This is a genomic window from Bradyrhizobium sp. sBnM-33, assembly GCF_032917945.1.
In the GTDB taxonomy this organism is placed as follows: domain Bacteria; phylum Pseudomonadota; class Alphaproteobacteria; order Rhizobiales; family Xanthobacteraceae; genus Bradyrhizobium.
Window position 1 is genome coordinate 7,577,611 of record NZ_CP136624.1, and the last position, 14,757, is coordinate 7,592,367.

The 14,757-nt window shown below is 58.4% G+C and carries 14 protein-coding genes; 8 read left to right on the forward strand and 6 right to left on the reverse strand.

Features of this window, described 5'->3' with window-relative positions:
* Positions 1-291 precede the first annotated feature (291 nt).
* Complete coding sequence (locus RX328_RS35505) at positions 292-1,248, forward strand: LysR family transcriptional regulator (protein WP_213256971.1); 957 nt, start codon at positions 292-294, stop codon at positions 1,246-1,248.
* On the opposite strand, the gene RX328_RS43960 is transcribed toward RX328_RS35505, so the two are convergent.
* Positions 1,221-1,304 (reverse strand): hypothetical protein, encoded by an 84-nt coding sequence (locus tag RX328_RS43960; RefSeq protein WP_213256973.1) that lies wholly within the window; start codon positions 1,302-1,304, stop codon positions 1,221-1,223. The two genes, RX328_RS35505 and RX328_RS43960, sit on opposite strands and share 28 nt — an antisense overlap.
* An 898-nt stretch (positions 1,305-2,202) precedes the next feature.
* Between RX328_RS43960 and RX328_RS35510 the strand changes: the two genes are divergently transcribed.
* From RX328_RS35510 to RX328_RS35525, 4 genes are all read left to right on the forward strand, one after another.
* Positions 2,203-2,970 carry an HpcH/HpaI aldolase family protein gene (locus tag RX328_RS35510; RefSeq protein WP_213256970.1) on the forward strand — a complete coding sequence of 256 codons (768 nt, stop codon included), beginning with the start codon at positions 2,203-2,205 and terminating at the stop codon, positions 2,968-2,970.
* Positions 2,971-3,187: 217 nt separating this feature from the next.
* Entirely contained in the window at positions 3,188-4,540 is a 1,353-nt protein-coding gene (locus tag RX328_RS35515) for a transposase (RefSeq protein WP_213257637.1), read from the forward strand.
* Positions 4,541-4,776: 236 nt separating this feature from the next.
* Positions 4,777-5,160 carry a RidA family protein gene (locus RX328_RS35520; protein WP_213257157.1) on the forward strand — a complete coding sequence of 128 codons (384 nt, stop codon included), beginning with the start codon at positions 4,777-4,779 and terminating at the stop codon, positions 5,158-5,160.
* Between the two features lie 230 nt (positions 5,161-5,390).
* The gene (locus tag RX328_RS35525) at positions 5,391-5,822 is read left to right on the forward strand and encodes a hypothetical protein (protein ID WP_213257159.1); all 432 of its coding nucleotides are present in this window, start codon (positions 5,391-5,393) and stop codon (positions 5,820-5,822) included.
* Positions 5,823-6,003: 181 nt separating this feature from the next.
* Here the strand turns inward: RX328_RS35525 and RX328_RS35530 are convergent, their stop codons facing one another.
* From RX328_RS35530 to RX328_RS35545, 4 genes are all read right to left on the reverse strand, one after another.
* On the reverse strand, positions 6,004-7,011 hold the full coding sequence (locus RX328_RS35530; RefSeq protein ID WP_213257161.1) for a glycosyltransferase family 4 protein: 1,008 nt from the start codon (positions 7,009-7,011) through the stop codon (positions 6,004-6,006).
* Between the two features lie 23 nt (positions 7,012-7,034).
* Complete coding sequence (locus RX328_RS35535; protein ID WP_312018159.1) at positions 7,035-7,403, reverse strand: hypothetical protein; 369 nt, start codon at positions 7,401-7,403, stop codon at positions 7,035-7,037.
* Between the two features lie 314 nt (positions 7,404-7,717).
* Entirely contained in the window at positions 7,718-7,891 is a 174-nt protein-coding gene (locus RX328_RS35540) for a hypothetical protein (RefSeq protein WP_249727311.1), read from the reverse strand.
* A gap of 126 nt (positions 7,892-8,017) precedes the next feature.
* A complete protein-coding gene (locus RX328_RS35545; RefSeq protein WP_312018160.1) occupies positions 8,018-8,320 on the reverse strand; it encodes a hypothetical protein in 303 nt (100 codons plus the stop codon).
* Between the two features lie 413 nt (positions 8,321-8,733).
* Between RX328_RS35545 and RX328_RS35550 the strand changes: the two genes are divergently transcribed.
* Together RX328_RS35550 and RX328_RS35555 are read left to right on the forward strand one after the other, a co-directional pair.
* Complete coding sequence (locus tag RX328_RS35550; protein ID WP_213257163.1) at positions 8,734-8,994, forward strand: DUF1488 domain-containing protein; 261 nt, start codon at positions 8,734-8,736, stop codon at positions 8,992-8,994.
* Positions 8,995-9,675: 681 nt separating this feature from the next.
* Positions 9,676-10,047 (forward strand): hypothetical protein, encoded by a 372-nt coding sequence (locus RX328_RS35555; protein ID WP_213257165.1) that lies wholly within the window; start codon positions 9,676-9,678, stop codon positions 10,045-10,047.
* A 366-nt stretch (positions 10,048-10,413) separates the two neighbouring features.
* Here RX328_RS35555 and RX328_RS35560 read toward each other — a convergent pair whose 3' ends face one another.
* Positions 10,414-10,749, reverse strand: a complete 336-nt coding sequence (locus RX328_RS35560) for a DUF1330 domain-containing protein (RefSeq protein WP_213257167.1) — start codon at positions 10,747-10,749, stop codon at positions 10,414-10,416.
* Positions 10,750-11,190: 441 nt separating this feature from the next.
* On the opposite strand from RX328_RS35560, the gene RX328_RS35565 reads away from it, so the two are divergent.
* Positions 11,191-14,418, forward strand: coding sequence for an ATP-binding protein (locus RX328_RS35565; RefSeq protein ID WP_213257169.1), 3,228 nt, complete (start codon positions 11,191-11,193; stop codon positions 14,416-14,418).
* Positions 14,419-14,757: the final 339 nt, after the last annotated feature.

Sequence of the window (14,757 nt, forward strand, 5' to 3'; positions counted from 1 at the left end):
CAATAATTATATCATTCGCATTCCTAAACGACACGCGATAACGCCACGTCCGTATGGCGAATCTATTCCTGCTGACGAGGCGCCCACTGCGGCCTTTCTTGTGTTGGGGGCTATCGGCGTAAGCATCGAATTTGCCGACCCGAAAAAGGGTCTGCTCTGCCTTATCTCGAGCGCCGCGGATGGATCGCCTGCTCCGTTATCCACGAAATGGGCGGCATCACAACCCGAAATTGTCTTAATGTTCTGCACGATCCCGGGGCGACGCAGCATAAGGATAATGGTGTTGATCATATGGACGAAACGAATTTTGCCGGCCTGCCTGTCGGAGGCCGACGCTTAACTATTGTTTTCAGTCGGCTTCAACACGCAGTCGCTGCGGCAGATTACGGGAGTTTTCGGCAAGCTGCCCATGCGTTGTCGATAAAGCAATCGACACTCAGCCGTTCTGTCCAGCTTCTCGAGCACTCGATTGGCGTCGTCATCTTCGAACGGTCAAGCGGTGGCGTTCGCGCAACGCCGGCGGGTCGTCACTTTCTGCGCATGACGCGCTCGATATTGGAACAGATCGAGGCACTTATCGCATCAACAAGAGCGAAGGGATCTGGCGAAGCCGGTCGTCTCGTTATCGGGTTCTGTACCTCGCTGACGGCAGGCAATCTGCGCGCGACATTGCTCGATTTCAAGAAGCTATTCCCGCAGGTCGAACTCGTTACCGTCGAGAGATCTAGAACGCGGCTTGCAACGGCGCTCCACAACGGAGTTATCGACATAAGCATCATAACAGGCGACCCGCAGCCCTTCGATAGCAAGATCACTCCACTCTGGAGTGAACGAATTCTAATCGTTCTGCCGAGTGACCATCCTTTGGCTGCGCGCGAAGTCATCTACTGGACAGATCTGCAGCATCAGATTGTTTTGCTCAGTCACTATGATCCCGGGCGCGAGCTTGAGGATCTCCTGAACGCAAAGCTCATCTCCCCTGAACACCGGCCTCGTATCGAACGCCATGACGTCAGCCGTGGCGTCATCAAGAGCTTGATCGCCGTGGGGTTTGGCATAAGCCTTGTACTGGAATCCGATATAGGTGCCAACTTTTCCGGTCTCGTCTATCGTGAGCTGCGCGACGGAACGGGGCCGAGTCGCATCGGCTTTTCAGCGGTCTGGCGGGGAGACAATGAAAACCCTGCCCTCCAAAATCTCCTAAAATTGCTTGCCGAGCGCTATCCCTTCGGTCCGGTGGCCCCGTGAGACGTCCTTCGTGATCTTGCAAAAGCGCGGTCCGTCGCCATGAACCGCGCCAGCATCGAGAGCCTCCGGCGAGCGACACCGTACCCGGTTCCCGAGAGCCCGGTCCGCGGCTAGCGGATGCTCACAAGCAGAATCCGCTTAGACTAAATTTCCTCGCACACATCGTCTGCGCGTCATAGATCCTGATCTGAAGCATGGGAAAACGCCTATTTAGTTCTTCTCCACCTGCCCTGCCCCGTCTTTGGTAGCAAATTCGGCTTTGAGTCGGCCGTCCACTTCAAGCGCGTAACCAGAGGCCGGCAGTTCACGGGTGGCTGCAACCATTTCATTCCTTTTGTGCAGTCCTTTTGTGCAGTGAGGTGGTCGAGATTGACGGGTTAGCGTGGGTCGCCCAAACCTCGCTAGAGCCATCCGCGCGACTGAGGGGGATAGGCCACCGTTCGTTGTGAATTGACACCCCGCATTGGAGTTCATCAAGGAGAGCATTTGCATCGCCCGAACAGTCGGAGGGCTTTCCGTTTGCGTGGATCCAGGCGCGGTAGAGCAATAGATTCCCCGGCCCTAGCGTTCGGCGTCGCGCTGTTTTCAATCACTCGCCGGTCGCGCCGCGAAGAGCGTCCGATCTCTCGTTTGACATCAGAAGTTCCCACACGGTGGAGGCACGCCTGTCCGTCACCACAGTGCCTCCGAATTCGCGGCTTTGCGCTTCAAATCAGCTTCCAGTCGGGCCGGAAGGCTTCGATCGGCGATATCTCGATGCCAATGAATAAACTCCGGGACATCGTCAGTTGCGGCCTTCAATTCCGGGCATCGATCCGCTGTTCCCCTCGATCCTGTAGAGCGGAATTGATCAAAACTAGGGGCCTACGTATGTTTGTATCAAGACGCTCGTCACCATCTTCGCCGTACTCCGGTGATCACCACTTCGGGGAAAATGCGTTGCGCCGAAATCAATTGAAACCCCGCCTTGCGGCCGGCGGTTGCGCGTTCGGAACGATGGCGTTCGAATTCTTCACGCCCGGCTACCCGACGATCTGCCGGGAAGCGGGCGCTGAATTCATCCTCTACGACATGGAGCACTCAGGCGTCGGCTTCGAGACGATGAAGGCCCAGTTCGCATTCTGCCGTGGACTTGATCTGGTGCCTCTCGTGCGTGTTCCGTCGGACCACTATCATCACATTGCGCGTGCGCTCGACATTGGTGCAATGGGCATCATGGTGCCGATGGTCGAAACACCCGAGCAGGCAAAGGCGATCGTTAACTGCACCAGGTATCCGCCGGCAGGGCGGCGTGGCGCGGCTTTCAACGTGGCGGCGCACGATGACTATTCGAGGGGGCCCGAGACCGACAAAATCACTCAAGCGAACGCGCGCACGATGGTCATCGCGCTGGTGGAGACAGCAAAGGCCATTGCAAATGTCGATGCGATCGCAGCGGTCGACGGCGTCGACGTGGTCTGGCTTGGTCACTACGATCTGACGAACTTCATCGGTATCCCCGGGGAGTTCGACAATCCGAAATTCCATGCAGCTGTCGATGGCCTGGTCGAGGCGTGCAAGAACCACGGCAAGACGCCAGGTTTTCTCGCCGGAAACGAGCAGTGGGCGCGCGATTTCCGTGCCAAGGGTTTTCGCATGATCGCCTACGGCGTCGACACGCTGTTGATGCAAAACGCGCTCGCGCATGGCATCAAGCTATTGCAGGGGACCGTGACGAAATAGGGCGACGCGACGGGAGGCGTGATGAGCCGGCGGATTCGCAAAATAGGCGATATGGAATTTGCTTAGCAATGGAAGGCCGAGGTTGTCCGTTTCAGTTGCATAAGCAGACATCGACCTCAGCCGCAAGTACGTCCGCTTTGTGCCCGATTGTGTTGAAAAAGTCTTCGGTTGCGCTGGTTGATGTTCGCTGATTCAGTCGTTGCGAGAGGACTGAATCATGATGGGACATCAGCGAGTTGAGCAGGTCGCGTTGTTCTATGAGTTTTCGCTCGAGCGGCACGTTCCGGCCGATCATTTGTTGCGATCGATCGACAGGTTCGTGGACCTCGATGGGTTAAGGCGAGAGCTATCCCCCTTCTACAGCACGATCGGGCGGCCCTCGATCGCGCCCGAGCTGATGATCCGGATGCTGTTGGTCGGTTACTGCTTCGGCATCCGCTCGGAGCGGCGCCTGTGCGAAGAGGTTCACCTCAACCTGGCATACCGCTGGTTCTGCCGCCTTGGGCTCGATGGTGACGTGCCCGATCATTCGACCTTCTCAAAGAACCGACATGGCCGCTTCCGCGATAGTGATCTGCTGCGACGGCTGTTCGAAGACGTCTTGCGCCGCTGCATCGACGAGGGTCTGGTTGGCGGAGAAGGCTTTGCGGTCGATGCTAGCCTGATCAAGGCCGATGCTAACCGGCAGAACGGCGTCGAGGGCGAAAAGGGGTTGCCGCCAAAAGCCGCAAGCCGTGCCGTCGACGAGTATCTAGCTGTCCTGGACGATGCGGCGTTTGGGGCCGCGACCGAGATCGTCCCCAAGTTCATCTCACCGGCTGATCCTGCCGCGCGCTGGACCGGTGCCCATGGCGGACAGGCTTTCTTTGCCTACTCCACGAACTATCTGATCGATGTGGAAAATGCGATCATTGTCGACGTTGAGCCGACCACAGCGATCCGGCAGGCAGAAGTTCTCGCTGCCAAGCGCATGATCGAGCGGACCGCAAAGAACTTCGGTCTTCACCCGTCCAGGCTTCTCGGTGACAGCGCCTATGGTTCAGCCGACATGCTGGGCTGGCTGGTCGATGAGCACGGCATCGAGCCGCATGTGACCGTGTTCGACAAATCAGCGCGCAAGGATGGGACCTTCACACGGGAGGACTTCAACTACGATCCAGTCAGCGACGTCTATATCTGTCCTGGCGGCAAGACGCTGACCACAACAGGGACGCGTGTGAATGATGGCGAGACGTTGCTTTATCGAGCGAGCAAGGCTGACTGTGACGCCTGCGCCTTGAGGCCACACTGCTGCCCGAACACGCCTGCTCGAAAGGTGCCTCGCTCGATCCATGAGAGAGCCCGCGACATGGCGCGGGCGATTGCTAAATCCTGGGAAGGTCGAGCATCGCGACGGCTACGTAAGAAGGTCGAAATGTTGTTCGCTCACCTCAAGCGCATTCTCAAGCTCGACCGACTGCGATTACGTGGACCAAACGGGGCTCGCGACGAGTTCCTCCTTGCAGCAACCGCCCAGAACCTCCGGAAACTAGCCAAGCTGGTCCCAATGCCGCAGCCAAATCCGGCCTGAGAAGCGGTCGGCTGTGCCGCATTTGCGGCTCGCCTCGCTCGCGGGCCGACTTCTTCAACGGAATCTGCCACAAACGGACATGGTACCCAGTTCGTTGATTACCTTGTCGGCGCTACTAAGCATTGAAGCCAACCCTTGCGAAACCGCGAAACCACGGAGAGCGGCAGAGGATGTGCTGGCCGACAGGGCAAACTGCAGCTAGCCTCTGGGCGTCGATCCCAATTCGCGAGCCAGGCATGCCAAAAATCCAGCGCATCATTGTTCCCGACATCCCAAAGCCTGTCAGCCACTATTGCCACGTGACCCGCGCAGGCCCCCACGTCTGGGTCGCTGGCGTCGTTGGCCAGGCGCAGGACGGCAGCATACCGTCCGACGTTGTTGCCCAATTCGACATCGCCATCGCCGTGATGGACAAGTGCCTGAAGGCGGCTGGCGCTGGGCCCGAGCATGTCGTCAAGGTGCAAGTTTTCATGACCGACATCACGGAACGACCGAAAATCAACCCCCGCCGCATCGCGTATTTCGGCGAAAATCTGCCGGTCTCGACGCTCGTCGAGGTGAAGGGATTGGTCGATCCGCGAATGAAAGTCGAGATCGAGTGCCAGGCTTATGTTGACTAGCAACGGCGCGTGCCCGCCGGGCGCGCCGATTTCCGCTCTGGGTCCAATCGCAACGTTTTGGCCGAAGGCTGGCCACTTCCGCTCTTCACCGAATGGCAGAGATCTTCGGAGCGGGTCGGCAAGTCTCAGAAGTGCCAAAAGGCGACATCGAGCCTTCAATTTTACGTTTAACTTCGTATTTTCCTTAACACACCTCCGCCAATCTCAGGATCAAGCTGGAGGTGGTACCTATGGCCCTTGGCGCAGGTCTCGCAGTAAGCATCCGTGCAGCCGCGGGCGCCGTTCTTGCGCTGCTAGTTCTCACTGCGCCGGTCCTGGCTTGCCGCGGCCGCCAATTCCATCGGACGATCCTACTCGATGCGATCCCACCGGCAGCGGAAGGGAGCGAAGTCATCGCCAGGGTCGAAATCGTCGAGGTGCACATCCGCGAATTACCGGGACTGCGACCCTTTCATGTGGCTCGTGCACACGTCCTGCAATCAGTCCGAGGCACTGCGGACGGACAGATCGTCCAAGTCCATGCCGAGCCGACCTCATGCGGCGGTGGACTCGATCAGAGCGCGGTTGGACGTAAGGGTTTCATCGCCGGGCGCTTCCACCCGATCGCAGATGAAATCTTCTTTATCGGCAGTTGGACCGAGCGCCAGATCGGCAAGTTCTGAGGAAGCTCGTGAGCGCCGTGCCGCTGTGTGGCACTGATGACCGCTTTGGGTCTTCGCGCCGTTCTGACGGTGCGCCGCTCACTTCCGGTCTTCCACGACAAGCGGACATTCCCAGAGCCGGTCGGCAAGTCTCGAAGGTGCCACACGCAGACGAAGCTAGGCAATGAAGCCGAGAAGGTCCTCAGCCAAGGAGCGATCGGTACAAGTCCAGATATCGATCAGCCATCCGGTCGACCGTAAAACGCTCGGACACCGCTGCTCGGCATACGGCGCGATCAATTTCGCCGACACGGCTGATCGCCTTTATGGCTTCATCGACGTTGTTGACTAAGAAGCCAGTCACGCCATCGTCGATCAGCTCGGGCATCGATCCGCGGTTGCAGGCGATCACCGGCGTGCCGCAGGCGAGTGCCTCCACGACCGATAGTCCGAACGGTTCGTCGAAATTGATAAGATGGAGCAGCGCGCGCGCCGAGCCGAGGGCGTTGGTGCGGGCCACTCCGCCCACCGGGCCGCGATAGACCACGGAACGCTCGTCCAGCGCGGGCACGACCTGCTCGTTATAATACTCCTGATCCTGGACGATGCCGGCCATGATCAGCCGCCGCCCCGCGCGACGTGCCGCCGCAATCGCCTCGGCCGCCCCCTTGTCCGGGTGGATGCGGCCGAAGAAGAGCAGGTCTTCGCTGCCGTGCGGGTCGAAGGGAAAGTCCTCCAGCCTAATGCCGTGGTGGATTGTTGCTGCATAGCGCAGGTCCGGATGGCGATCGGCATCGCTGATCGCGACATAATGGACGCGATGCTCGTATGCCTTGAAGGCGGGCAGGATGCGTTCCGAGGAGAAGCCATGGATCGTCGTCACCACCGGCGTCTTCACCAACCGCGAGAATGCGAGCGGCACGAAATCAGCCTGGTTGTGAATGAGGTCGAACTCACCGGCGCGCTCGAATACATGGGCTATGTGGAGAATCTCCCATACCTTGGCGTCGATCGTGGGGTCCTCGGAATAGGGCGCCGGGCAGACACCGGCCAGGTTGCCGGCCGTCCGGCTATCCTTCGTGGCGAACAAGGTGACGTCGATGCCGCGCGCCACCAGCGCCTCGGTCAACAGGCTCGTCACGAACTCCCATGGACCATAATGGCGCGGCGGCGTGCGCCAGGAGATCGGAGCTAGCATGGCGATACGCACGCGATTGTCCTTCGTGGCTTTCGTTAATCGGCCGTCAGAATCATGCCCTCGTCTGCCCGTAGCAGCACGGCACCGTCTCCGGCCAGCGTTGCATCGGCGACAGTGGAACAAGGGCGCCCGGCAATCGCTCGCCCAGTCCGGTAATTCCAGGCGCTGCGACGGTTGCGAGCGTATTCTTGATGCGGTGGTGCCAATTCCTCGAGCATCAGCTTCTGCAGCTTGTCGGCCGCCTCCCGTTCCCTGGCGTCGATGCCGGCCGCGGCCAGCAAACTCTGCGCATTGATCTCGGCCTGCGCGAGCAGAAGCCGCAGGCTGACTGCCGCCAGTTCGTCTTGGTATGGGGATGTGCTGCTTGCGGGACGCGGTTCCGTCCGGCGATCGCCTTCAGACATTATTGATCGTATCATCATGAATTGGGTACCGCACTGATCTCCGGTGGCTCAGTTTATGCCATCACGCGATTTGGGCTGTACTCGGCGTCAAAATTGCTGACGTCTCAGGCATAGCCGATCATGTCGCGCATTTCGGCTATCACTTCCGCGGCATTGAGCGGCTTGCCGAGAAACCTGCTGCGGGGGGAAGATCGAGGTGCGGCAGGTCCAATTGCCCCGATACCACGATGACCTGATCCTAGGCCAACGCTCATGCACGGCATGCGCAAGTCCGATGCCGTCCATTTGGCCAGGCATCTGGATATCGGTGCACATCAGCGCGACGTCGGATCGGGATCCAGGATGGCGACGGCTTCGGCGGCATCCAGCGCCTCGAGTGGCGTGTATCCGGCGTCTTCCACCATGTCGACCGCGCGCATGCGGACCAACATCTCGTCCTCGACAATGAGAACGACGGCGGGAATGCTTGAATTATCAAGTACCATCATTAGAGCGACGCTTGCGGGCAACGGCCGTCGATCGGGAAAGCGTTCGATCTGGGACAAGCGCCTCGCGGCCCATATGATCCCCCGCTGGTTTAAATCACACAATAACTCTGCGGAGATAAGCCGCCGTCATGCGGCCGGCACGCCGCGCTTGCCGCAGAGCAGTTCATAAATCTCAACGGCATTTCGAAGGACGATTGCTTTGTGAGTAGCCTCGGTGCGCTCATCCCCCGGCGGCATCTCGCGAGCCTCGTCCAGGGCAATCACCGCCCTGGCGTCCAGATGGTGCGCCAGTGGCGATTGCGATTGTTTAATCGAAGATAGCCCGTCCTGCAGTGAAACCGCGCTACGCTCGATCACCATTGAATAACCATCGCAGCGGCGACCAGCAGCACAAGAAAGATCGGCATCAATACCGGAGGCACCAGCCACTCACGAAGATTGAACGCGGGGAATTTTGACATATGACCGCCCTTTTGGTTGAGGCGGGAGCATATAACGCTCTCAGTCACCGATAACAGCCCGGGGCGCGCGGTGATGTCCTAGATATAGCGACTATCTGCCGAATAGCGAGGATAATCGCAATTTGTTTTCTGGGGCCGCCTGGCAGGCTTGTAATGCGACACCAAGTAGCCACTTGGAAGGCAGCGCAATCGTATTGCTTCAGCATCGCCCTTACGGCAGCGCGAAGCTTAGCCACGCCAAATCTCGTCAACGATATTGACCAACCGCACAACGCTTCGATGTGCGCGTCCCGCGGCCTTTGAGCCAGGCCTCGACAGAGGTCGTGTGAAAGCCGGTGAGACGCAAGGTTTGTCGGCTGACAGTCCGATCGGTGGTAACCCATGATTGAGTTTCCAAATCATAGCCGCTCATATGACCAGACCCGGCGAGCCGTGCGGTTCTGGGGCCACGACAGCGCGCTGGAAGCGACATTCTTCATAGACGAAGGCGCATTGAGGCGAATTCAACCAGATGCCCGTCCCGACGAGTCCAGTTTCCTGAACGCGTTCGATTGCAACCGTGATGCGATATGCGCGGCGGCTGCGAAGGTTTACGTCCGTGGAAGCCGGGGCTCTTACGATCTGGTTGCCGCAAATTTTTGAGACGAACACTTTGATCTGATCAACCGAGACGACGTGGCAGACCGGGCGCAGGTGCTCGTTCGTCGCGAACAGAAACTGCAAGCCATCACCACCTGGAGGATGTCATGGATATGAGTTCAGTGCCGACTTTCCTGGCCTGCGGAGCAGGCCGTTGCGGGTCGAGCGGTGCTGTCCTACCCGACATCCACTCTGGCAAATCAGGACAACTAAACGCAAACGCCGCCAAGCCAAATAATGCTTGGTGGCGTTGCGGGACAAAGCAATCCCCGGGCTTCCTGCTGTAGCGCTCAAAGATTGCCAAATGCAGAAAGTCGCTCTCTCACGGTGGGGCTTTTCTCATTGTGCCAGCAGTGGACGGAAGCATTTCGGTTCAGCCGCTGATAGCTGCGATCACGGCCTGAGACCGCGCCTCCGAGACGACGGCCCTGCTACCTTCGGACTGGACTAAGAACATGCTGTACAGCAGCAGGACAACAGTCTACCGTCTAACTACAGAGAGCAGTTGCTCACCTTGAAGCTGTCCATGAAGCGGCGATGTCCGAAGTCGCTGCTCTTCGTCGTAGCGGCAGCTAGAGTGCCATCGGTAGGCGCAATCTCACAGGCTGGATACTTTCACCAAGCGCGGATGCAAACGGCGTCTGCGGCTGCGAACGCGCTTATGTGCAAACAAGGGAGACCATCATGAGAATACCCGCAATTTTGCAGGGTGAGGCGCGAACCCGCTTCCTCCAAGGTATCGCTTTCGGCGCTGTTGCGGTGATGGCGATCGGATTTACGTGGGGCGGCTGGGTCACCGGCGGCACTGCCAGAACTATGAGCACAATAGCAGAAAGCAGCGGTCGGATGTCTGTCCTGGTCCCGATGTGCGTCGCGCAGTTCACGGCGGCTGACGGCGCCGTCGCCAAGTTCAAGGCGGCGGGCTCATATTCTAGGGACAACGTCATCGGCGAATTTGTGAAGACCGTTGCCTCCACGAGTATGGACTATTCATTCGCCAGGGCGTGCGCAGTCGGCGTAGAAGCTGAACTCTCAAAGACGGCCACAAAGAGCTGAGCGGTCGGTTCGCCAGGATAGGATCCAGCTAAATGAGCGCTCTCAGGTCCGGACGGCCTTCCTACCTTGTATATGGCTTGTTGGCCGTCATCCTATTCGGCGGTTATGTGCTGCTCAATGGCCTTCAAAACGACAACTCCGCAACCATGGCCCCGACCATGACACTCAATCGCTGACGCCTCGCGCCCTTTTTCATTGGGAACCACACGCGCACGTCAACGCCGGCAAGTGGATCCGCCGCCAGTTTTTGTCTGAAGCGTCGGCGCATCGGCTTGCTTCCGCTCCGAGAATGTTCGCTCCGGGGTCATTCGCGTCAGTTTGACCGGACCACGACGACTTCCGGTCTACCCCGGTGAACGGACATTCTCAGGATAGGCGGGCGTGTCTCAAAGGTGCCAGAAGCAGGCAAGCGATCACGTGCACCCATCGACAATCCAAGTTACCCGTCGTGGTATCATGGCGCACCTTGAACAGGACTTGAGCTTCAGGGTCACTTAGAAATGCTTCTGCTTTTTCACGTCCTGGAAATTCGATGATGACCATGCGTTCGGGTTTCCAATCACCTTCGATTGTCGTTGGTCGCACCCCCTGAACTATGTATTTCCCGGAATGCTTTTCGATGAATGCAGGAATTTCAGCGATGTATTTTTTGAAGCCGCCAAAGTCATCTACCGATAGGTCAAGCACCAAATACGCTTTCATTCGTTACCTCGCGAACAACATCAGGCGCGGTCCGATGGAAAGTGTAGCATAATCCGTATCTTTGAAACCGCGCTCAACGAGACACTTCCGCTGTGGGTCAATCGCGTCATCTTGGTCGTCGGCCGACTACTTCCGGTCTTCCCCCAACTGCGGACATCACGCTTCTGGACCATCACTTCCGAAAAGTGCCACGAGCGGAGGTCGGTCGACTTCATTCGATCGCTTCGACGACAAGCAGTTCCTTGCCAGCGGCGGTACGGATATGGGGCAAGGTCCCAGCACTGCTAGGACGCGCGAGAGCCGTTGCGCGCGTTCGGGGGCGAACTAAAAGCATCCGGACATTGAAAGATTTTCCCTTCGCCCCGCTGAACCAACTACCAAGGATGGCACTCGAAGCCTATGATGCTCGCCTGCCGCTAAGGGACATTGTGGGGAACCAGGATGCCCGAGAAGGTGGAACGGCCAGCGGACAACATTTCATCCAGCACCCCATCCGATCGCTATGGCGGGCTGGGTGAGCGCCGACAGGCAACTGTGCTGTTTGCAGATTTGGTAGGCTTTACTGCGTTTTCGGAGCGATCCGGCGAAGAAGCAGCCTACTCCCTGATGCAGCACATTTCAGCGCTGATGACCGATGCCATCCATGAGGAGGGCGGCACCGTGAGGAGCTTCACGGGCGACGGTATAATGGCGCTCTTTGGAGTGCCGATTGCACTGGAAGACGCTCCGCTGAGAGCCTGCCGGGCAGCACTAGACATCCAACGGCGAATTAGCTCGGCCGCCGCCGAAATCGAGACGAAGTACGGGCTGCGGCCTTTAATGAGGATCGGCATCAACACCGGGCCAATGATCGTGGGCGAAATGCGCAGCGGCGCGAGTACCAGCGTGACCGCGATTGGGGATACCGTGAACCTCGCTTCGCGTTTGCAATCACTTGCCGAGCCAGGGAGCGTGCTACTAAGCGAGGCGACGCATCGCCTGGTGCAAGGGCTGGTGCGGTGCGGGCCCGCGGGCGAGTACGAGATTAAAGGCAAGACCGAGAGGCAAAAGGCCTTTCCCTTAGACAGGATTCGGCAACGCGCGGCACGCTTCGATGCAGCATTGAGCCGAGGGCTCACGAATTATGTCGGGCGCAGCAGTGAGCTGAAAGCCCTGAATCGAGCTCTTGAAAGAGCGACAGACGCTATGGTGGTGGTCGACGTGGTCGGGGAACCGGGTATCGGCAAGTCTAGGTTGGTCCACGAGTTTCGAAGTCACCTGGCAGATGAACGGCTGTTCGTGCTGTCCGGAAGTTGCACGCCGGACGGCCAGCAGACGCCGTTTTTGCCATTCATTGATATTGTGCGCGGCTCGTTTCGACTCGTTGAGGAGGAAACTGAAGACGACATAACGCGAAAGCTGGAGAAGGGACTGGAAGTGCTCGGTCTTGTTAGCGAGCAGAACCTGGCATTGCTGCTGAACCTGCTGGGACTTAAGACGAAAGAAGGAGCCTTGAAGGGATTGGATGGCGTGCTCATCGGCTTGCGTACGCGTGACCTCCTGATCCGCCTCCTCCAGGAACGCTGCCGAATTACACCTGCGGTCATGATCCTCGAGGATCTTCACTGGATCGATAGTGTCTCCGAGGAGCTGATCGCGAGATTGGTCAATAATGAGGAGAAAATCCCGCTTCTGATTGTCTACACACGTCGTCCAGAGTACCGGCTGCCGGGGATGGAGCCGAACAGCGTCACGGAGATTCTGCTTGGGCCGCTATCGGCAGCGGATACCTCGCTTATCGTTCGAGAGCGGCTTGGGGTGGCGGACCTGCCAACCACGCTCAACCAGCTGGTGACGAACAGGGCTGAAGGGAATCCCCTGTTTGCAGAGGAGATTGCAAGCTATCTCAATGAGCACGGAATGGTGCGAGCCCGCGCCGGCGTGGTGGAGTACAATGCCGCAACGGTCGCGGCGGCACTCCCGGGGAGCATTCAGGCCCTCCTGACCGCCCGCGTTGACGGCCTTGCACCACCGGATAGAGCGTTGCTGCAAGCAGCAGCCGTCGTGGGACGTTCATTTGCTCCCGACCTGTTGTCCGCAATAAGTGGAACAAGCCCAGATGTTGGCGCACAGCTCTTGGCGATGCAGGCGTTAGATTTGGTATACGAGGATAAGAAATCCGGGGAGCTCGTCTTCAAGCATGCGCTGGTGCGAGATGCACTGTACGACAGCCTGTTGAGCGGGCCACGCATGGCGCTGCATCAGAAGGTCGCGGCCGAAGTCGAGCGGCGCAGCGCCAATCGGCTTGTCGAGGTGGCAGAGACCCTCGCGTATCATTACGGATGCACAGCGTCGGCCGATAAAGCCTTTCGTTACCTCGCAATGGCAGCCAAGAAAAGCCTCGACATCTATGCCCTCGAGGAGGCCGAGCGGTATTTTCAAAGAGCCCTCCAGCTCGCGGAAGCGGACGCGGGCTGTGTATCGGACCTGGAATTTGCCGACATGCTGGTCGACTTCGCTCGGCTTCTCAATTTAGATGCGCGGGTCAAAGAGCTGACCGACGTACTGGAGCGTCACTTGTCGCGGATTGAGGCCGCCGGTGATACCGGTTGTTTGGTTCTCGTTTTGCACCACTATTCGTGGGCCCTGTTGACCAGGGCGCAATTTCGAGCTGCGCACGAGGTCGGCCGTCGCTGTATGGAAGTGGCAGAGCGACTGAGCGACAATCGCTCAATGGCCTACGGTCAATCTGGCTTTATTCAGACCTCGAGCGTTGTGGCACCGTTGCCGCTTCAAGCCTTCGAGAAGCTGGGGCAGGAGGCATTGGAGCTTAGCGACAAGATCGATGACACTTACCTACGAGCCTGGGTGCTCTTTGTCCTGGCATGGGATTACCTCATGCGGGGCCTGACGCGCGAGGCCCGGCAATACGGCGACCGGCTCCTAACTGCCGCGCGGAATCATGACGATCCCAGAGCTACCGCGCTGGGCCTATGGCTCCTCGGTTGGGTGGATATCGTTGACGAGCGGCATGGCCTCGCTGTGGCGCATGCCGATGAATCTATTCGCACTGCTCTGACGCCCATGGATCGAAGTATCGGGATGCAGGTCAAAGGAGTTGCCTTGGTGCTCACTGGCAAGCTTGACGAGGGATTGGCGATACTCCGTCCGCTCCGCAATGATTTTCTTGCAAACGACTGGCGCTACAATCTCAGCGGAACAGATCTGGCTCTGAGCATGGCAACTATTTTGGCCGGGGCATTCAGCCGAGGTGAACGGCTCTGCGAAAAATACGTCCGTGAGCAAGAGGCTGCCGGCTATCAAATGGCCGCGGACTGGGGAAGGATCAATCTGGCTGAAGTTTATTTGGAGACGCTATCGAGTGAGCAGAGGCCGCCACTCCAAATAATTCTAAGAAACGCAGTCTTTCTGCTACGTGTCAGATTTTCTGGACGGGCACGGATCAAACGCCTGCTTCAGAAAGCGGGCGAGAACAATCAGTTCAGCGAGCGTGGAATATTGAAAGCGCGCGTCGAATTGGGTTTGGGGCGTTTGTACTGTCTGGAGCGACGTACAGTCCTTGCCAAAGAGCATTTGGCCCGGGCCAAACGCATAGCGGAGCAGCTATGTGCCGATGCTATGCTCGCGCGAATAAACAAGCTAGAGCAGACCGTCGCGGGAAGGAGCTGAGACGCGCCCAAAGTTTGGAGGAATCGGCCGCAAGTCTGCTACGGGTCATCAACTGACCTCCGGCGCCGGACGCGCTTCGTCCGCTCTGCCATCAACTACGGACATCGGCGAAATGCGCGGGCGAGTCTGTTTCGTGCCAATAGGCGAAGTGACGGAGTTGACGATTGAGTTAGGCTGCGGGCGGTTGCGTTAAAATGATCCATTCAATTTGAACATTCTCAACAAGATTATCCACGAGGTTTCATGAGAAAAGCCGGAGATGTCCTGGATCATCGCGCTGGCCGTTTTCGGCTTTTACTGGTGGCTCACTAAACGAGCGAGCGAACGGGCGACAGAACT